The organism is Saccharospirillum alexandrii, from assembly GCF_043641555.1.
Classification (GTDB): Bacteria; Pseudomonadota; Gammaproteobacteria; order Pseudomonadales; family Natronospirillaceae; genus Saccharospirillum; species Saccharospirillum alexandrii_A.
This window is the reverse complement of the sequence record NZ_JBHZRJ010000006.1, coordinates 187,068-207,251: the sequence shown is the minus strand read 5'-3', so window position 1 is coordinate 207,251 and position 20,184 is coordinate 187,068. Positions and strand designations below refer to the sequence as shown.

The 20,184-nt window shown below is 56.8% G+C and carries 13 protein-coding genes; 11 read left to right on the top strand and 2 right to left on the bottom strand.

Features of this window, described 5'->3' with window-relative positions:
- Nucleotides 1–273: 273 nt before the first annotated feature.
- The gene (locus ACHUE7_RS19935) at nucleotides 274–2,478 is read right to left on the bottom strand and encodes a primosomal protein N' (protein ID WP_394171621.1); all 2,205 of its coding nucleotides are present in this window, start codon (nucleotides 2,476–2,478) and stop codon (nucleotides 274–276) included.
- A 178-nt stretch (nucleotides 2,479–2,656) separates the two neighbouring features.
- Here ACHUE7_RS19935 and rpmE point away from each other — a divergent pair, with 178 nt between their 5' ends.
- Both rpmE and ACHUE7_RS19925 read left to right on the top strand, forming a co-directional pair.
- Nucleotides 2,657–2,872: a 50S ribosomal protein L31 gene (gene rpmE, locus ACHUE7_RS19930; RefSeq protein ID WP_028671161.1), complete on the top strand. Its 216-nt coding sequence runs from the start codon at nucleotides 2,657–2,659 to the stop codon at nucleotides 2,870–2,872.
- A 219-nt stretch (nucleotides 2,873–3,091) separates the two neighbouring features.
- Nucleotides 3,092–4,339 (top strand): malic enzyme-like NAD(P)-binding protein, encoded by a 1,248-nt coding sequence (locus ACHUE7_RS19925; RefSeq protein ID WP_394171620.1) that lies wholly within the window; start codon nucleotides 3,092–3,094, stop codon nucleotides 4,337–4,339.
- 84 nt (nucleotides 4,340–4,423) lie between these two features.
- On the opposite strand, the gene ACHUE7_RS19920 is transcribed toward ACHUE7_RS19925, so the two are convergent.
- A complete protein-coding gene (locus tag ACHUE7_RS19920) occupies nucleotides 4,424–6,964 on the bottom strand; it encodes a penicillin-binding protein 1A (RefSeq protein WP_394171619.1) in 2,541 nt (846 codons plus the stop codon).
- A 168-nt stretch (nucleotides 6,965–7,132) separates the two neighbouring features.
- Between ACHUE7_RS19920 and ACHUE7_RS19915 the strand changes: the two genes are divergently transcribed.
- The 9 genes from ACHUE7_RS19915 to gltB all read left to right on the top strand — a co-directional run bounded on the left by ACHUE7_RS19915 (nucleotide 7,133) and on the right by gltB (nucleotide 20,174).
- A complete protein-coding gene (locus tag ACHUE7_RS19915; RefSeq protein ID WP_394171618.1) occupies nucleotides 7,133–8,209 on the top strand; it encodes a pilus assembly protein PilM in 1,077 nt (358 codons plus the stop codon).
- Nucleotides 8,196–8,759 (top strand): PilN domain-containing protein, encoded by a 564-nt coding sequence (locus tag ACHUE7_RS19910; protein ID WP_348477691.1) that lies wholly within the window; start codon nucleotides 8,196–8,198, stop codon nucleotides 8,757–8,759. Before ACHUE7_RS19915 ends, ACHUE7_RS19910 begins: the two co-directional genes overlap by 14 nt.
- Nucleotides 8,756–9,400 carry a type IV pilus inner membrane component PilO gene (locus ACHUE7_RS19905; RefSeq protein WP_348477692.1) on the top strand — a complete coding sequence of 215 codons (645 nt, stop codon included), beginning with the start codon at nucleotides 8,756–8,758 and terminating at the stop codon, nucleotides 9,398–9,400. Before ACHUE7_RS19910 ends, ACHUE7_RS19905 begins: the two co-directional genes overlap by 4 nt.
- Entirely contained in the window at nucleotides 9,397–9,939 is a 543-nt protein-coding gene (locus ACHUE7_RS19900; RefSeq protein WP_394171617.1) for a pilus assembly protein PilP, read from the top strand. Before ACHUE7_RS19905 ends, ACHUE7_RS19900 begins: the two co-directional genes overlap by 4 nt.
- Nucleotides 9,940–9,966: 27 nt before the next feature.
- On the top strand, nucleotides 9,967–12,171 hold the full coding sequence (locus ACHUE7_RS19895) for a type IV pilus secretin PilQ (RefSeq protein WP_394171616.1): 2,205 nt from the start codon (nucleotides 9,967–9,969) through the stop codon (nucleotides 12,169–12,171).
- A 9-nt stretch (nucleotides 12,172–12,180) separates the two neighbouring features.
- Complete coding sequence (aroK, locus tag ACHUE7_RS19890) at nucleotides 12,181–12,720, top strand: shikimate kinase AroK (RefSeq protein ID WP_394171615.1); 540 nt, start codon at nucleotides 12,181–12,183, stop codon at nucleotides 12,718–12,720.
- On the top strand, nucleotides 12,704–13,795 hold the full coding sequence (gene aroB / locus ACHUE7_RS19885) for a 3-dehydroquinate synthase (protein WP_394171614.1): 1,092 nt from the start codon (nucleotides 12,704–12,706) through the stop codon (nucleotides 13,793–13,795). The genes aroK and aroB overlap by 17 nt, the downstream gene beginning before the upstream one ends.
- 82 nt (nucleotides 13,796–13,877) lie before the next feature.
- Entirely contained in the window at nucleotides 13,878–15,380 is a 1,503-nt protein-coding gene (locus ACHUE7_RS19880) for an SPOR domain-containing protein (protein ID WP_394171613.1), read from the top strand.
- Nucleotides 15,381–15,674: 294 nt separating this feature from the next.
- Nucleotides 15,675–20,174, top strand: a complete 4,500-nt coding sequence (gltB, locus tag ACHUE7_RS19875; RefSeq protein WP_394171612.1) for a glutamate synthase large subunit — start codon at nucleotides 15,675–15,677, stop codon at nucleotides 20,172–20,174.
- The last annotated feature ends 10 nt before the right edge of the window (nucleotides 20,175–20,184 follow it).

Genomic DNA, 20,184 nt, shown 5'->3' with positions numbered 1-20,184 from the left:
AGGCAGTTTGAATGCTGGGCATTATCCATGAAACCCCTGCTGGACTCCACCGCTTAGGGCGGCTTGAGTAAGGGCCGCAGGTTACAAATTCCAGTTTCAGAGTTCGCTGAGTTGACTAGCGGCGGGTGCCGGGTGTGCCTCTGTGGGGTAGTCCGCAGCATGGATGCTGCGGCCTAGGCTCCATGGACGGATCTACGCCGACCCCACAGAGGCATACCCGGTATCCGGAGCGGACCACCGCCACTTAATCGGACTCGAACTCCGAAACTTGAGTTACATCAGATCAATCGGGTCGATGTCCAGATGCCAGCTGACATGGCGTTGCTGGCGTGGGTAGTCGGCTACCAGCGGTTGCAGCGCGGTGTGCAGGCGGCTGCGCTGGTCACTCTGTACCAGCAGGGTAAAACGGTGCTTCCCGGCGCGTCGTGACAGCAGGGCGGGCAGTGGGCCGAACACCCGGATGCCGGGCTCGGCAAGGAGGCGCCCGGCCATTTCTTTTAATAGCTGTTCTGCCCGTTGCGGATAGGCGCTGTCGCTGCGAAGGCAGGCCAGATAGCCAAAGGGCGGTAGTCCTGAGCGCTGACGTTCTGCCAACAGTTGTGTCGCGAAGGCAGGATAATCCTGCTCCAGCAGGGGTGTAAAGAAGGGGTGGTCCGGGTGAAAGGTCTGCAGCACCACCTCGCCGGCCAGGTCGCCCCGGCCCGAGCGGCCGGATACCTGAACCAGAAGTTGGCCCATGCGTTCGCGGGCGCGGAAGTCGGCACTGAACAGGCCTGCGTCCATATCAATGATGCCGACCAGAGTGACGCGCTCGAAATGGTGACCCTTGGCCAGCATCTGGGTGCCGACCAGTATGGCGGGCCCATCTGCCTGGGCGCGGTTCAGTTGTTGCTCGAGGTCACGCGCATTGGCGACCGAGTCGCGATCAAAGCGAATAATGGGGGTGTCCGGGAACCAGGCTGCCAATGCTTCTTCGGCCCGTTCGGTGCCGGCGCCCAGGGGGGTCAGGTCGGTTGAGCCACACTCGGGGCATTGTTGATGCGGTCGTTCCTGATGGCCGCAGTGATGACACAGCATCTGGTGACGGCCGCGATGATAGGTGAGGCGGGCATCGCAAAACGGGCAATCTGACATCCAGCCGCACTGACGACAGAACCAGGAAGGCGCATAGCCGCGCCGGTTTAGAAACAACAATACCTGGTTGCCGCCTTCAAGGTGCTGGCGAACCCGGTGCAGCAGGCGTTCCGAGACGCCGTGTTCCTGGCGCTGCTTGCGCATGTCGATGGTTTCCAGCCGGGCTCGCGTCTGACCCTGGGCCCGTTGCTGCAGTTGCTGGTGTTGGTAGCGGCCTTGCTGGGCGTTGTGTAGGGATTCCAGTGACGGCGTCGCGGAGCCCAGCATAACCGGTATGTTCAGCAGGCGGGCCCGGTAGATGGCCAGGTCCCGGGCGTGGTAGCGCAGCGTGTCCTGTTGTTTGTAGGAGGCATCGTGCTCTTCATCGACGACAATCAGCCCCAAATCCGGTATGGGCGTCAGGATGGCAGAACGGGTGCCTAGAATGATGCTGGCCTCACCCGCCTGGGCCCGCAACCAGGCGTTGTTCCGCTGTTTGTCGGTCATGCCGCTGTGCAGGGCCACCAGTCTGTCCTGAAAGCGTTGCTGGAACCGGGCCAGCGTCTGCGGCGTCAGGCCTATTTCCGGAACCAGCACCAGGACGCGCTTGCCGCGTTCGAGCGCGCGTTGCATGGCCTGCAAATAGACTTCGGTCTTACCACTGCCGGTGACCCCTTCGAGCAGTTGCACGGCAAAACCTTCGACCGGCAGTGTCGCAAGTGCGGCTGTCTGATCCGGGTTCAGTGCCAGCGCTTGCTGGCGCAGCGTCCCTGTGGGACTGGCCGGGAACAGTTGGGCGGGGCGTTGCCTGAGCAGGCGCTTGTCGATGAGGCCCTTCCAGTGAGTGCGTTCGACATCCTGACGTCTCAGCAGTGCAGGCGTACAGACCTGCCCGGCTTTGGTGAGCGACTGCAGCAAGGCCAGCGCCTCACGCTGACGACGACCTTTGAGTTTGTCAGGGTCGAGGTGCTCACCGGAGACGGTCAGTTCGAGCTGTGGTTCATCATTCAATTCTGCTGTCTCGCCAGACCGGAGCGCGGATGGAAAGGCCAGCATGTAGGCCGGGTAGGCGTCGTATAAGTAATAACGGCTGACCCACTGTGCCAGTTGCAGCACATCGGGGCTCAGCAGGGGGGCGTCATCAAGTACGTCATCAATGCTTTTCAGGGTGTCACTGTCGCCCGGCTGTGCCGGGCGAACACCGGTCACCACGCCGACCACCTGGCGCGAGCGCAGCGGAACCTTGCACCGACTGCCGGGAACCGGCGTCTGGCCCGGCTCGATCCGGTAGCTCAGCGGGCCTGCGAAAGGGCCTGGTACGGCGATATCAGCGATGCGCAGCGGGTTTTTGGAAGTGGTTGTCAATCGATCAGACTCTGGTATGATTGCGCTCCCATTTTTGGGGCATTGGTCTTGCTAGCGGCTCGTCCACAGTTACTACTGGAGACGGCAACGAACAGGCATTGTGCCCTGAACCTGTTTCTTTCGTCAAAGTGCGGTGCCCGGCAATAATGACCGGGTGGCGGCGCAACAGAGGTGACCCATGAAAGCTGATATACATCCGAACTATCTGGAACTGACGGCCAACTGCTCCTGCGGTAACGTCATCAAGACTCGCTCTACCCGTGGCGGTGAAATGCACCTCGACGTTTGCTCCGCTTGCCACCCTTTCTATACTGGCAAGCAGAAGATTGTTGACTCAGGCGGCCGTATCGATCGCTTCAAGTCGCGTTTCTCTGCACGCAAGATCGGCAAATAAGGTCTATTTGTCCCTCTATACGCAGTGCAATGAAAAAGCCCGGCTCCGCCGGGCTTTTTTGTATCTGGCCGCCGTGAACACGGCATTCGAAGATTTCTTGCGTAGTCAGCAAGACTGTCGTGCACTATCCTCTAGCTCGATTGCTTGAGCGACCCGAAGCGCTTCGTTATGCTTTGCGGGCTTTCCTACCTATCTGCACAATAATAATGGACACCGATCATGTCAGACGAGTTAAAGCGCGACGCGCTTGAATACCACGCAATGCCCCGCCCGGGTAAGCTCAGTATCGAAATCACCACGCCCGCCGAAACCTCACGACACCTCTCCCTGGCCTATAGCCCGGGTGTTGCAGAGCCGGTGCGTGCCATTGCCGAAGATCCGGAAAATGCCTTCAAATACACCATGAAAGGCAACCTGGTCGCTGTTATCTCCAACGGGACCGCCATTCTAGGCCTCGGAAACCTGGGTTCACTGGCCAGCAAACCGGTGATGGAAGGTAAGGCTCTGTTGTTCAAGCGTTTTGCCAATATCGATTCCATCGACATTGAACTCGATACCGAAAATGTTGATGAAATCGTTCTGGCCGTCTCGCTGATGGCGGAAACCTTTGGCGGCATCAATCTTGAAGACATCAAAGCGCCTGAGTGTTTTGAAGTTGAGCGCCGGCTGATTGAAAAGTGCAAGGTACCAATTTTCCACGATGACCAGCACGGCACGGCCATTGTGACGGTCGCAGGCATGCTCAACGCCCTTGAAATTCAGGGTAAATCGCTGGCGTCTGCCAAGCTGGTCGTCCTGGGTGCCGGTGCAGCGGCTATTTCCTGTTCGCGCCTGCTGGTTTCGGCTGGCCTGCCGCTGGAAAATCTGTTGATGATCGACCGTAAGGGTGTCATTCACGCCGGTCGGGATGATCTGAACCAGTACAAGCGCGAATTCGCCAATCCGGTAACCAGCGCGCGCACGCTGGACGACGCCATCGACGGCGCGGATATGTTCCTGGGGCTTTCAGGGCCAGATATGCTCAGCGCCGAGCAATTAAAGAAAATGGCACCCAACCCCATTGTTTTTGCCTGTGCCAATCCGGATCCGGAAATCAAGCCAGAGCTGGCCCTGGCCACCCGCGATGACCTGATCATGGCCACCGGCCGGTCCGACTACCCGAATCAGGTCAACAACGTGCTTGGCTTCCCCTTTGTATTCCGGGGCGCGCTTGATGTGCGCGCAACGGCCATCAACGAAGAAATGAAGCTGGCCGCTGCCTACGCGATCAAGGAACTTGCCCGCGAAGAGGTTCTGCCGGAAGTGGTGGCGGCCTATGGCGGCGAACAATGGTCTTTCGGACGCAACTACATTATTCCCAAGGCACTGGATTCGCGCTTGTTGAACCGGGTTGCCGGTGCGGTAGCGCGTGCAGCGGTGGAGACGGGTGTCGCCCGGTTGCCATTGCCGGATGAATACAAGCTCTGAGCGGTCTCTTTACCGGACTATCAATAAAAAAGGCCCTGACAGGGCCTTTTTTATTGTGTTTGATGAGCCCTGACTAGGGGCTTGTCAGAACAGCATTTCAGGCGAGATGGCATCATTGCCATTGCTGCTGTCGCCGTTGCCATCCGAGGAAAAGTCGATTGTTACATCTTCGCGGCTGACTTCAGTGGGTGCTGTTCCTTCCTTGAATATCTCGAACACGGCATTTGACTGATTGGGCCGGGCCAGCAAGCCCGTCGCCGGATCAATGCGAATGCGTTCTATGCCAACCGGTTGCGACAGGGAGTTACTGCTTTGGCCTTCCAGGGCGGCTTGCATGAAGGTAATCCAGGCGGGCAAGGCCGCTTTACCACCAAACTCGGCCTGCCCCAGACCCCGGTTGTCGTCAAAGCCGATCCAGGCAGCCGTCACTACATCGCCGTTGTAACCACTGAACCAGGCATCGACAGCATTGTTGGTTGTCCCGGTTTTGCCGGCCAGGTCATCACGACCCATGGACGAATAGGCAACACGCCCGGTACCGCGGCGTACCACATCTTTCAGCATGGAATCCATCAGATAAGCAGTTTGCTCCGACATGACCTGGGGTGCATAGCGTGGCTGGGCTGGCCCGGCGGTGGTCTCGGCTGTCGGATCGTCTTCGAGATTCAGTGCAACCGGGGCGATATCGACCGCTTCTGTCTCGGCCTGGGTAGAGGTGGATTCGTCATCGGTCTCCAGTTGGAAGGGGCGAGGTGTTTCCGGGCAGTTCTTACACACAACAGCCGGGTTAGCATCAAAAATGATGTTGCCATTCGAGTCGGTGATGCTGTCGATAAAGTAAGGCTCAATCAAATAGCCCCCGTTGGCGAAGACCGCATAGGCGCGGGCTATGTCCATGGGTGACGCGGCAGTACTGCCCAGGACGAGCGTCATGTCCCGTGCCAGATTGTTCTGATCGAAACCGAACCGTTCGGCATAGCGACGGGCATAATCGACCCCGATGTCCTCGAGGATGCGGATTCCGGACAAATTGCGCGACTGATAGAGAGCCTGGCGCAGTGGGATCGGACCCAGGTACCGGTCACCGGAATTGCGCGGTCGCCAGACGTCTTCGAGCAGTGAGTCGGATCGCACGATGGGGGCATCGTTCACAATCGTCGCTGGCGTAAAGCCTTTATCCAGTGCTGCGGCATAAACAAAAGGCTTGAAGACAGACCCGGGTTGTCGGCTGGACTGGACGGCCCGGTTGTATTTTGACAATAAGAAGTCGAAGCCGCCGACCAGGGCGTTCACACTGCCATCGCTTGGATCCAGTGACACCAGGGCGCCCTGGGCCCAGGGTACCTGGGTCAGTTGCCACTGGCCGTCTGTTTGAACAACGCGCACCAGATCGCCGGGTTCGGCGATGTCTGTACCCGTTTCGGGCGCCGGGCCCATGCTGTCTTCGGTGATGTAGGGACGTGCCCACTGCAGTTCCGTCAGAGGAATATCAACCGGTTCACTGCCGCGTGGCATGACGCGCAACGCTTCATCGGTAGCGGCGATGACCACCGCTGGCGTCAGGCCGCCGTAACGCGGTGTACGATCGATCAGTTCGCGCCAGTGCGTCAGGGCTTCTTCTTCAGACAGGCCTTCCACATCATAGTGATCTTCAGGGCCGTGATAGCCGTGGCGGCGGCTGTAGTCGGTCAGCGCCTGGCGAATCCCCTGATTGGCCGCAGCTTGCAGGCGGGTATTCAGTGTGGTGTGCACGGTGTAGCCATCGGTATAGGCAGCCTCACCATACCGTTGAACCATATGGTCGCGCACCATCTCGGCCAGGTAGGAGGCTTCGATCTGCGGACGGCTTCCGCTGAAGCCTGCCGTGAGCGGTGACTGAACGGCCACCTCATAGGTTGCCTGTGGGATGAAATCCAGTTCCGCCATGCGGCCCAGAACCATGTCACGACGGCGCTTGGCCCGGTCGGGGTTGATCAGGGGGTTGGCGGCCGACGGGGCCTGGTGGAGGCCGGCAATCATCGCCAGTTCCGGCAGTGTCAGGTCGTTAACATCGCGGTCGTAGTACACATCGGCGGCGGCCTGAATGCCGTAGGCGCGGTAGCCCAGAAAGTGCTTGTTCGCATAGAGCTCGAAGATCTCCTGCTTGCTGAGTTCCCGTTCCATCTGGAACGCGAGCAGAATTTCTGTAAATTTCCGGGTGATGGTCTTGTCGCGGGTCAGGAAGAAGTTACGGGCCACCTGTTGTGTCAGGGTCGAGCCCCCGGGGCCATCGGTTTCACCGGTCATCAGTACCGTCAGTACCGCGCGAGTAAAGCCGGACGGATCCACGCCCAGGTGATCCTCAAAGTGCTGATCCTCAATCGCGATGAGTGCCTTGACGAACAAAGGCGGAATCTCATCGAACTGAATCGGGTTGCGACGCTGTTCACCAAACTCGGCAATCAGCTCATTGTCGGCGCTGACGACGCGCATGGGGGTTTGCAGCTGAATGTCTCTTAAAGTCTGTACGTCGGGTAAAGACGGGCTAAGATACAGATAGACACTGGCTGAAATGAGAACCAGGGCACAAATCAAAGAGAAGATTGCCCACAGAATAACGCTTGCTGATTTGACCAAATACTTCATGTTTTCCCAATTAAATGAAGGGGTTAGCTGAAAACCGCCGTAAAAGGCCGCCATTATAGGCAGAAATGATGCTTTTTATACATTGCGGATTGGTCTATTGTGTTATGTAATACTTAATGTAAAACCTATAAAACGTTCGTAAGTGCGTGTCGTTCAAGGGAAACATTCGTGGCCTCGCTATTCAAAAAGAAGCAAAAAAGGCTGTTGGGCATCGACATCAGTTCCACTTCTGTCAAGTTGATGGAGCTGAGTCAGTTGTCCAACGGTTACCGAGTAGAAGCTTACGCTGTTGAGCCTCTGCCTGAAAATGCCGTTGTTGAAAAAAACATCAACGACATTGAAGGGGTGGGGGAAGCCATCAGCAAGCTTGTTACAAAGTCGCGCTCCAAGCTGAAACAGGCTGCGGTGGCGGTGTCCGGCTCTTCTGTGATCACCAAGTCGATTCAAATGACGGCCGGGTTGTCGGATGAGGAGATGGAGAACCAGATCCAGGTGGAAGCAGACCAGTACATCCCTTACCCGCTCGATGAGGTCGCGATCGATTTCGACGTCATCGGCCCGTCCGAGAAAGGAGATGGTCTGGTGGATGTGCTGCTGGCGGCCTGCCGGCGTGAAAACGTCGAATTACGGGAAGACGCACTCGAGTTGGGTGGTTTGGAATCCCGTGCGGTGGATGTGGAGGCCTTCTCTCTGGAACGGGCCTTTCAGTTGCTGATACCCGAGCTGGAGCCCTCCGATGATGGTCTGACCGTCGCAGTGGTGGACATAGGTCACACTATGACAACGCTCAGCGTGCTTAACGACGGTAAAACCATTTACACTCGCGAGCAGCTGTTCGGCGGCAAACAACTGACTGAAGAAATCATGCGCCGCTATGGCATGACCCAGGCAGAAGCCGGGCTTGCTAAAAAGCAGGGCGGGTTACCGGATGACTACGCCAGTGAAGTGCTTGAGCCCTTCAAGGAAGCAGTTGTCCAGCAAGTTACCCGCTCACTGCAGTTTTTCTTTGCTGCGTCCCCTTACAACGATGTCGACTATATTCTGTTGGCAGGTGGGACAGCGTCGATCCCTGGGCTGGCGCAAATGGTCAAGGAAAAGATCGGGACTAACACCATGGTTGCGAACCCCTTTGCCAGCATGACGCTGTCGAATAAGGTAAATGCCAGCAATCTGACCAATGACGCACCGGCCCTTATGATTGCCTGCGGTCTGGCATTGAGGAGTTTCGAACGTGGCAAATATTGATTTAAGGCCCTGGCGCGAGGAGCGCCGCAAGGAGCGTCAGAAACAGTTTATTCTGATTCTGATGCTGGTTGTGGTTGCCGCCGGTGCCGCTGGCTGGAGCTGGGACCAGCAAGTTGCCAGCCAGATTGCTTACCAGGACCAGCGCAATACCTTTCTGGAGCGTCGCATCAGCGACCTTGATCAGAAGATTGTCGAAATTCAGTCGTTGCGCGAGCAACGTGAACAGCTGGTCGAGCGGATGGAAGTGATTCAGAGCCTGCAGGGTGATCGGCCGATCATCGTGCACGTCTTTGATGAAATGGTTAAAGCGACCCCTGAAGGTGTGTATTTCAACTCCATGACCAGCCAGGGTACGACGATCAACATTACGGGTAATGCTGATCGTCCGCTGAGTATTTCGGACTTTTTGCGGAATCTGGATCGATCGGCCTGGTTTCAGAATGCCTTCCTGATCAACGTTCAGTCAGTAACAGACGGAGCGGAAGTCGTGGGTAATACTTTTAGTATTCGGGTTGAGCGGGCAAACCCGAATGAGGAGTCTGAATCATGACTTTCCAGGAGTTTGCTGACGGCTTTCGCCGTTTTGACTATAACAATCCCGATTTTGAGAACATGGGGTCCTGGCCATTCGGCATTAAGCTGATAATGCTGCTGATACTGTCGGGTGCGATCGTTTTTGGTTTTTACTGGTTTGCAATCAAGGATTCATACGCCGAACTGGAGCGGGCGACTGCCCGGGAGCCAAACCTGAAGCAAGAATACCAGTCAAAGGCGTTTCGGGTAGCTAATTTGGACTCCTTTAAAGCCCAGTTGGCTGAAATGGAAGAGTCTTTTGGCGCCTTGTTGAATCAGTTGCCGGACGAAACGGAAATGCCGGGCTTATTGGACGATATCAGCACGACCGGCACACAGAGTGGTTTGGAAATCGACCGAATCACTCCCAACAACGACGTTGTCAAAGAGTTCTACATAGAAACACCCATCGCCATTCAGGTTCGTGGCACTTACCACGAGATGGGTACGTTCGTGAGTGCGATGTCGGCAATACCGCGTATCGTTACGCTGCACGATTTCAATATGACCGCTGCGAACCGCCAGCGTGGTGCTGAATCCGATGCTGAAATGGAATCGCCCTTGAGCATGACCATCAATGCACGAACCTACCGCTATAACCCAGGAGGTGCGCAGTGAGAAATAGTGCATTCCTGACAGCTGTTTTGGGGTTGGTTTTGGTTGGGTGTGTTCAGGAAGACCCTTTGGTCGACCTGAGAGACTATGTGGCGGAAATTGACTCCCGGCCAAGTGGCAGCATTCCGCCACCCCCTGAATTTGCAACCTTTGAATTCGTATCCTACACGGCCAGTGGTGAGCGCTCCCCATTTGAGGCTCCACGACCGGTTGAACTGGAAACGGAAGAAGCAGAAGCACCGCGTAGTAACGTGCGACCGGATCCGGATAGGGTTCCTGAATTTCTGGAGTCTTATCGGGTCGAGAATCTAACTATGGTAGGCACCCTGGCCGGCCTTCAAGAGGGCGATCTTTGGGGGCTGATCCGCGATGGTGACGGTGAAATTCACCGGGTTCAGGTTGGAAACTACATGGGTCGAAACCATGGCGAGATTATCAGCATCAGCGAAACGCAGATAGATTTAATCGAAATCGTACCGTCGGGTCAGGACAACTGGGTTGAGCGACCCAGGGCTATAGTTCTCTCGGGTCTCGACAATTAAGGCTGGGAGAGCGATAAGGTGAAACCAATGAATTTGAAAAATATTATTAAGAAGTACACATTACCGCTGGTCCTGATGACCTGGTGCAGCAGCGCTCTGGCTGTATCACTTACAGACTTTCAGGCCCTGGCATTGTCGGGAGACCGAACTCAGCTGGAGTTGACTTTCGATGGTCCGGCTCCCACACCAGTAGGCTACAGCATTGAAAACCCAGCGAGGATCTCGCTGGATTTCCGGGACACAGACAGCTTACTGGACAGTCGTTATGTTCAGATAGGTACCGGAAATACTCGGAATGCTGCCATTGTTTCTTCGGGTGGACGTACCCGTATCGTACTGAGCCTGTCTTCTTTGGTGCCTTACGCCACTGCTGTATCGGGTAATACGGTACAGATTGTTGTGGGTGAAGGTGCTGAAAGCGTGCTTGGGTCTACTTCAAGCCAGTCGAGCAACAATTCTGTGCAGCCAGTAGCAAGCGCTCAGCCTGCGTTAAATACGAATAGCGCTTCTGCAACCCAAGCCAGCCGTACCAGTAACAGTGAGCAGTCCGAACTGGTAAATGTGGATTTTCGTCGGTCGGAAGAGGGTACCGGACAGGTTATTCTTGAGTTTTCAAACAACAATGCGCGCACCGATATTATTGAACGCGGCGGGTCTATTGTCGTAGAGCTGGAAGACTTCGAAGTTCCCCGTGAATTGCGCCGTCGCCTTGATGTTGTCGATTTTGCGACATCGGTTCACTATATCAATGTCTATCGTGACGATGAAAACGGCATCGTAGAGCTGGAGTTGGATGGTGCCTTTGATTATCTGGCCTACCAGACCGATAACCGTATGACGATCGATGTTCAAACGGTAACCCCGGCTGAGGCGCAGGCACGACAGGAAGCACAGTTCCCTTACAGTGGTGATCGTCTGTCGCTGAGCTTTCAGGATATTGAAGTTCGAAACGTTCTGCAGCTGATTGCCGACTACGTTGGCCTGAATCTGGTCGCTTCTGATTCCATCTCCGGAAACATTACCCTGCGATTGCAAAATGTGCCCTGGGACCAGGCGCTCGATTTGGTATTGAAAACCAAAGGCCTCGACAAGCGTCAGACAGGAAATGTATTGCTGGTTGGCCCTGCGCAAGAAATCGCCGAGCGCGAACGGCTTGAGCTTGAGTCACAGCAGCAGGCCGAACAACTGGCGCCTCTGGTAACCGAGTTCGTTCAAATCAATTACGCCCGTGCAGCTGATATTCTTGAAGTGCTGCAAACCGGTGCCGGCGGCGCCGGAGCTGATTCCGTAGACACCACCGAGGAAGGCGATACTGGTAGTTCTCAAGGTGGGTCGGGGTCTTCTTCCGGGTTCTTATCAAGCAGGGGTTCTGCATCGGCTGATACGCGCACGAATACGCTGATCATTCGTGATACCGCCAGCAATCTCGACCGCATGCGCGAAGCCATAGAAATTTTTGACCGTCCAGTACGGCAGGTGCTGATCGAGGCGCGAGTGGTAGCTGCCCGAACCTCGGTTGGTAAGGAATTGGGTATTCGCTGGGGTGGTAACGTAAATTCGGGCGGCAACTTCCCTCCCGTGGTTGCTTCCGGGTCACTCGATTCAACCAGCAGTATCAGTGAAGATCTGTTTAACTCTGATGGCACGTCCTATACCCAGTCGTATCCGGACGCGTTGGCGGTTAACCTGCCTGCCGGTGGTAACGCCAGCTCATTCGCCATCGGTGTAGCCGCCTTTGACTATGCACTCGATCTTGAGTTGTCGGCACTGGAAACCCGGGGTTCGGCAGAGGTTGTGTCACAGCCGAAAATTGTGACCTCGGACGGACAGGAGGCCTACATCATCTCCGGTCAATCCATTCCGTTTCAGGGTGCCGAGGGTGAAACCATATTCCGGGACGCCGGCCTGTCATTGCGAGTGACGCCGCAAATCACACCGGATAACCGCGTTGTACTGGATCTGGTGGTTACGCAGGACTCCCTGGCAGCGGGCGGTAATGCCATTGACACCAACTCGGTGACGACACAGGTTCTGGTCAATAATGGGGATACGCTCGTGCTGGGTGGCGTCTACCGGACAGAGAGTGTAACGACGATCGACAAGACTCCCCTGCTGGGCGACTTGCCGGTTCTGGGAACCTTGTTCAGACGCACCAGTTCGTCTGAGGAAAAAACCGAATTGTTGATCTTTATTACGCCGAAGTTGGTGCAAGAAGGATTGGCCGCTAACTGATGTGAATTGATGTCATCTGGAAGAGTCATTCTTATCGGGCCGATGGGCGCTGGAAAGAGCACCATCGGCCGTTTGCTGTCTGAGCAACTGGGCCTGGCCTTTGTCGATTCCGACAAGGAAATTGAAGAGCGCTCCGGAGCCAATATTCCCTGGATATTTGATCTGGAGGGAGAGGCTGGCTTTCGCGATCGGGAAAGCCAGGTTCTGGCCGATTTGGTTGCAGAGCCACCTCAGGTTCTGGCAACCGGTGGCGGTGCAATCCTCAGAGAAAAGAACCGGTCATTGTTGCGCTCGGCCGGTTTTGTGGTCTATTTAAAAACATCGGTTGCCCAGCAACTGGTGCGCACTGCAAAAGACCGAAATCGCCCTTTGTTGCAAAACGCCAACCCTCGTCAGGTACTCAAACAAATGGCGCAGCTGCGCAACCCTCTCTACGAAGCAACAGCGCACATCATGGTCGACACCAACGGGCACAGTACACGCTCAGTTGTGCGCGATATCCTTCGACAACTGAAAGCACTGGATACAGCCTATGAAACTAACCGTTGAGCTGGGTGATCGCAGTTACCCGATTCTGATTCAACCTGGTTGCCTGCAAGACGCCTCGGTTTGGAACGAGTGCGTTGCGCATACTGAGGTAGTCATAGTCACCAACGACGTAGTTGCGCCGCTATACCTTGAAGCCGTTAAAGCGGGCCTCGACAAGCCAGGGAGGCGGCTGCTTACCCTGGTTTTGCCAGACGGTGAAGCTCACAAGAACCAGGCGACCCTGACCCGGATCTATGACTTCCTACTACAGAACAACCTCAGTCGAAAAGCGGTGTTGGTGGCACTCGGAGGAGGGGTGATCGGTGATATGACGGGGTATGCTGCCGCGACCTATCAGCGTGGTGTTGATTTTGTCCAGGTACCTACCACGCTGTTGTCTCAGGTCGATTCATCGGTCGGCGGCAAGACTGGCATTAATCATCCGCTCGGGAAAAACATGATCGGTGCCTTTAAACAGCCGGTTGCCGTTCTCATTGATCCGACTGTACTTGTCACCTTGCCCGGCCGGGAGTTGTCGGCCGGCCTGGCTGAAGTGATCAAGTATGGGCTGATTGGCGACGCCGACTTCTTTGGCTGGCTCGAACAGTCCATGCCAGAACTGATGGCTAATGATTCTGTAGCCATCAGTGAAGCGATCTATCGGTCCTGCGTGGCAAAAGCACGCATTGTAGTCGCGGATGAGACCGAGCAGGGGCTGCGTGCAACGCTGAACCTTGGCCATACGTTTGGTCATGCCATCGAAGCGGAAATGGGGTATGGGACCTGGTTACACGGTGAAGCAGTGGGCACGGGTATGGTCATGGCCTGTTTGATGAGCAAGCGGCTGGGCTGGATCGAAGACGATGTCTTCACGCGCGCGCTGGCACTCATTGGCCAGGCTGGCTTGCCAGTTGAGGTGCCTGTAAAAATGACCCCGGACTCATTCATGACACATATGGCTCGCGACAAAAAAGTCGAGTCGGGACAGCTTCGTCTGGTGCTGCTGACTGGCCTGGGCCAGGCTGTGGTAACCGCCGATTTTGCCCCGGAAGCGCTTGCTGAAACCTTGAAGGAAGCCTGTGACGGGGTAACCTGAAAAATCGTGGTCAGACTTGCGGAAAAGCGTATTCGCTGAGGCTTTACAAAGTCGCTGGACAGTGCTGAAGTGAGTCGGTTTAATGAATGTACGTTCAGGACCGGTACCCTTTATGCAGGATATGCCCGATCAAACCCAACGCATGCTCGACTATTATGGGTTGGCACGAGATCCGTTCGGCGAGGATGTCGATGCAGCCGTGTTCAGCGGTGTCGCTGAACGCTCCGATACCGTTGAACAACTCAAACACCTGCTGACTTTTAGCCCTCAGGACTGCCTGCTGATGGCACCTGCCGAGGGCGGTAAGCGGCATCTGGCGCGTGAAGTGCTGCGACGTTTTGATGATGAGTGGCGTGTCGCCTGGTTGGATGCAGGCAGCGCCAGTCAGTTAGACCTTATCTGCCGTGAATTGATTGGTCAGCTTGGATTGGGTTTGCGGGTCGATTCCGATACCGCCTCTCTGTTTCGGAATATTGCCGATGCCGTCGCTCAGCGCACCGCCGATGGCGAAAATTTTCTGATGATTGTTGAACACGCTGATCGCTGGAGTGGCGAAGTGCAATCCTGGGTGCAGTCATTACACACCCTGGCGACACAACCCGATCTGCGCATGCGTCAACTGTGGCTGGCTGAGTCGGCAACGGCTATAGAGCAGGCCGGAAACGATGAGCTTTGGTTTGTGCTGGTGCTTGAGGCGTTCTCTGAAGCCGATGCCGCCGGGTATTTGCGAGACCGCTTTGCCGCCGCCGGTCATCTCGACGCCGTACCGATCGACACTCGCGATATTGCCCGGCTGAATGATCTGGCGCACGGCCTGCCCGGACATTTGAATCAGGTGGTGAGTGACTACCTTATTGCCGGCACCTTCAAGACCACGGAACGTCAGCAGGGCTTTCCATTAACACACCTGATTGCCGGCTCGGCTGTGGTGACTCTTCTGGTGCTGGTGTTTCTCTACAGCCGGGGAGGGGACGAACCCCGGCCGGACGAGACATTACGAGAACCCGACACTCAGGTTGCAGCGGCAAACTCGGAGGTGCAGCAGCGATTGGCAGAGGCCGTTGCACGAGTTGAAGCCCGGCAGCAGAGCGCGACCGAAAGCGGAGATGACGCTCCGGTGCCTGCCGATGCACCGCCTGCTCCCGCGACCGAGCCTCCGGCTGCCCCTGCCCCGGAAGAACCTCCGGCCGAGCCAGACAGTGCCCCTGAACCTGAGGGCAATACTCCGGCGCCTGAGCCCGCCCCGGAACCGGCTGCACCGGAGCCCGGCACTGCGGTTGCCGCAGACGCACTGCCCAATTGGCTGGCTGGGGCCAGTGATACCCAATATTCATTACAATTACTGGGTGTTCGGGATCGTGCTGCCATTGTACGCCTGATTGAAGGCCAGGCAGATCCCGACCAGTTCGGTATTGTAACCACCCAGCTGGATAGCCGGCCCTGGCACGTGCTGGTTTATGGGTTGTACCCGGATTCAGCAACCGCGAGGGCAGATATTCCTAACCTCCCAGACGATTTTTCCGACGAGTCTCCCTGGGCGAGAAATGTGGCCGATTTAAAAGCAACCGCGATTCGGAACAACTGAAATTTCATGCTTGGCGTCGCTTCTTTCACTGAAGCGACTAATTTACCCTCCTATTATACCGTTATAGTTTGTGAAGTCGCTTTGGCTCAGTAGACTCAGCCGCAGATTCAGTCGTTCATAAGGCGGGTTGAAGGCTGGCAGGGGTCGATAAAGTGACCTGCCGTTTGCCAAAGCCGGGCAACCCTCCCTGAGCAGATCAGCATGAACACCGGGATAGCCAGCCGTGTATAGGTGGGAATCCTTGCGATTCCTCGCCTCTGGGTGCCGGTGTTCCCCGATAAGAAGAGAGTCACTATGAAACAGGGTCTCCATCAAACAGACAGTTCTTCACTGTCTGACCGCCTCGATCGCCCCACCGGTCTTTATCAGCCTGATGAATTCCGTGATAACTGTGGCTTTGGTCTGATCGCCCACATGCAGGGCCAGGCCAGCCATGAATTGCTGCAAACCGCCATCGAGTCTCTGACCTGCATGACGCACCGTGGTGGTATTGCCGCCGACGGCAAAACCGGCGATGGCTGTGGCCTGTTGCTGCAAATGCCCGATGCTTTTGTGCGTGAGCAGGCTGATGCCCTGTTCCAGACCGATCTGGGTCAGCACTATGCTGTTGGCATGATCTTCCTGAACGCCGACGAAGCCCGGGCAGCCTCTGGCCGTACCGCGCTGGAAACAGCGCTGGCCAACGAAGGCCTGGAACTGGTTGGCTGGCGTACCGTGCCGACCGATACCCGAGTCTGTGGGCCCATGGCGCTCGATTGTCTGCCGGTGATCGAGCAGGTGTTCGTTAAAGCCGAATCGCCTGACGGCCTTGCCGTGAAGCTCTACAGCGCCCGCCGCAAGGCGGAGCTGGCCATGCAAGACGATGACGAATTCTATATCTGCTCGTTGTCCGACACCGTGCTGTCCTATAAAGGCCTGGTTATGCCGGAAGACTTGCCGCGTTTTTATCTGGACCTGGCGAGCGAATCGATGGAAACCGGAATTTGCGTATTCCACCAGCGTTTTTCCACCAACACCATGCCCAAGTGGCCGCTGGCCCAGCCGTTTCGCCTGCTGGCACACAACGGTGAGATCAACACCATTCAGGGTAACCGCAACTGGGCAAGAGCCCGGGCGAGCAAGTTCGAATCCCCGCACCTGCCGAACCTGGAAGAACTGCAGCCAGTGGTCAACACGACCGGTTCGGATTCCTCCAGCATGGACAACATGCTCGAGCTGATGCTGCTCGGCGGTATGGACCTGTTCCGTGCCTGCCGCACCATGATTCCACCTGCCTGGCACAACGTCGAAAACATCGATGGAGAGCTGAAAGCTTTCTATGAATTCAACTCCATGCACATGGAGCCCTGGGATGGCCCGGCCGGCATCGTATTGACCGATGGTCGCTACGCCGTCTGCATGCTCGACCGTAATGGCTTACGTCCGGCGCGCTGGGTCATTACTAAAAATGGCTTTATTACCCTGGCCTCAGAAATTGGTACCTTCCAGTACAAGCCGGAAGATGTTGTGGCCAAGGGCCGGGTTGGGCCAGGTCGCATCGTGGCAGTGGATACTCACACCGGTGAGTTCCTGCAAACCGAAGAAATTGATAACCGGCTGAAGAAAACCCACCCCTACAAGGACTGGCTGAAAAACAACGCGGTGCGTCTGCGTAGCAAGCTGGAACTGGCCGAAGAAGTAGACGGCTCGTCGCTGTCGCCTGAGCAGCTGCTGGCCTACCAGAAAATGTTCCAGGTCTCCTTTGAGGAGCGCGACCAGGTGCTGCGTCCGCTGGCTGAAAGTGGCCAGGAGGCGGTAGGTTCCATGGGGGACGATACCCCGATGGCGGTGCTGTCACAGCACATTCGTCCGGTAACCGATTATTTCCGCCAGCAATTTGCCCAGGTTACCAATCCGCCGATCGATCCCTTGCGTGAAGCGGTGGTCATGTCGCTGGAAACCTGCCTGGGGCCGGAGCGGAACCTGTTTGCACCCACGGCAGACCATGCCAAGCGTCTGATTCTGACGTCACCGGTGTTGTCGCCACTGAAGTTCCAGAACTTCCTGCATCAGGAAGCACCGGAGTTTCGTCACCAGGTATTGCCATTGGCGTACCCGGCCGATGGCGACCTGGAGCAGGCACTGGACCGCTTGTGCAAAACGGCGGCAGAAGCCAGCCGTGAAGGCGTCAAGATTGTCGTGCTGTCAGACCGTGACCTGAAAGCAGGTCAGCTGGTCATTCCAGCCGTTATGGCTACCGGGGCTGTGCATCATCACCTGGTTGATCACGGTTTGCGTTGCGATACCAACATCGTGCTGGATACCGGCGCCATTCGTGACCCCCATCAGATTGCCGTGGCCATTGGCTTCGGTGCGACGGCGGTCTACCCCTATCTGGTGTATGAAGTTCTGGATGACATGATCCGCACCAATGAGTTGCAGGGTGACCCGCGCCAGTTGCACAAGAACTACCGCAAGGGCGTTAACAAGGGCCTGTTCAAGATCATGTCGAAAATGGGCATCTCCACCATTGCCTCTTACCGGGGCGCCCAGTTATTTGAAGCTGTGGGCCTGGCGGATGAAGTGGTCAACCTTTGCTTCAAAGGTGTACCCAGCCGCATTCAGGGCGCAGGGTTCAGGCACTTCCATGAAGAGTTGCAGGCGCTGGGCAAAACCGCCTGGAAACCGCGCAAGTCGATCCAGCAAGGGGGGTACCTCAAGTACGTTCACGGTGGCGAATACCACGGCTACAACCCGGATGTAGTGACCAGCCTCCAGGACGCCGTACAGAACGCTGATGAATCCCGCTACCGCGACTACGCCAACTACGTGAACAGCCGCCCGGTCGCGACCATTCGCGACCTGTTCGAACTGACGTCGGATCGCAAGGCGATCCCGATGTCGGAAGTGGAGCCAGCCGAAGCCCTGTTCAAGCGGTTCGACTCAGCCGCCATGTCGCTCGGCGCCTTGTCGCCAGAAGCGCACGAAGCGCTGGCCATAGCCATGAATGAATTGGGTGGTCGCAGCAATTCGGGCGAAGGCGGTGAAGATCCCAAGCGTTACGGCACGAATCGCCGTTCCAAGATCAAGCAGGTGGCCTCAGGTCGGTTTGGGGTAACCCCAGCCTATCTGATGAGCGCCGATGTGCTGCAAATCAAAGTCGCCCAGGGCGCCAAGCCCGGCGAGGGCGGCCAGTTGCCCGGTGGTAAGGTCAATAAACTGATCGCCGAGCTGCGCTTTTCGGTGCCCGGTGTGACGCTGATTTCGCCACCACCGCACCACGACATCTATTCCATTGAAGACCTGGCGCAGCTGATTTTTGACCTCAAAGAAATCAACCCGGATGCCCTGGTCTCCGTCAAGCTGGTGTCGGAACCCGGTGTCGGCACCATTGCCGCCGGGGTCGCCAAAGCCTATGCCGATCTGATCACTATTTCCGGTTACGATGGCGGCACTGCAGCCAGTCCGTTAACCTCGATCAAACATGCCGGCTCCCCCTGGGAACTGGGCCTGGCTGAAGTACAGCAGACGCTGCGCGGCAACGATCTGCGTGGCAAGATTCGCCTGCAGACAGACGGCGGCCTGAAAACCGGGCTGGACGTGATCAAAGCCGCCATGCTCGGTGCTGAAAGCTATGGCTTCGGTACTGCGCCCATGGTCGCGCTGGGCTGCAAATACCTGCGCATCTGCCACCTGAACAACTGTGCCACCGGGGTGGCGACGCAGGACGATCATCTGCGCGACCAGCACTTCCGCGGCACGGTTGAAATGGTGAAAAACTATTTCCGCTTTGTGGCTGAAGAAGTGCGTGAACACCTGGCCATGCTCGGCTATCGCAGCCTGGGCGAGGTGATTGGTCGCACCGATCTGATCACTGTTAAAAAGGGCCAGACCGACAAGCAGAACTGCCTGGACCTCTCGAACATCCTGTTCAGCGATCAGGTGCCGGCCGACAAGCCGCAGCAGTGCGAAATTGAGCGCAACGTGCCGTTCGATAAAGGCACCAAACAACGCGAGATTTTCGACGCCATTCTGCCGGCCATCGAAAATAAGACCGGCGGTGAATTTGACTTCACCATCGGCAACTGCGACCGCTCCATCGGCGCACGGGCCTCGGGCGAGATTGCCAAACGCTACGGCAACCAGGGCATGAGCGACCGGCCAATCACTCTGAATCTTTCCGGCATTGCCGGGCAAAGCTTCGGGGTGTGGAACGCGGGCGGTCTGAACCTGGTGCTCGACGGCGATGCCAACGACTACGTCGGCAAGGGCATGACCGGCGGCAAAATCGTTATCCGGCCGCCCAAAGGCAGCGCCTTTGAAACGCAGAAAACCTCGATCATGGGCAACACCTGCCTGTACGGCGCTACCGGCGGCACCCTGTTCGCGGCCGGTTCAGCCGGTGAACGCTTCGCGGTGCGCAACTCCGGTTGTGTGGCCGTGATCGAAGGCGCTGGCGACCACTGCTGTGAATACATGACCGGCGGTATGGTCGCTGTGCTGGGGTATGTGGGTGGTAACTTCGGCGCCGGTATGACCGGCGGCTTTGCCTACGTGCTGGATCTGGAGAACACCTTCCCGGACAAGTACAACCGTGAACTGGTGGATATTCACCGCATCGGCACCGAAAGCATGGAAACCTACCGGGATCACCTCTTTGGTGTGATCGGTCGCTTCGTTGACGACACCAAGAGCGCCTGGGGCGCCGAGCTGCTGGATAACTACGACGACTACGTCAGCCGCTTCTGGCTGGTGAAGCCGAAGGCCGCCAGCCTGTCCGATTTGTTGTCCAACACCCGGGCCCGCCCTGAGTAATCCGACGGAG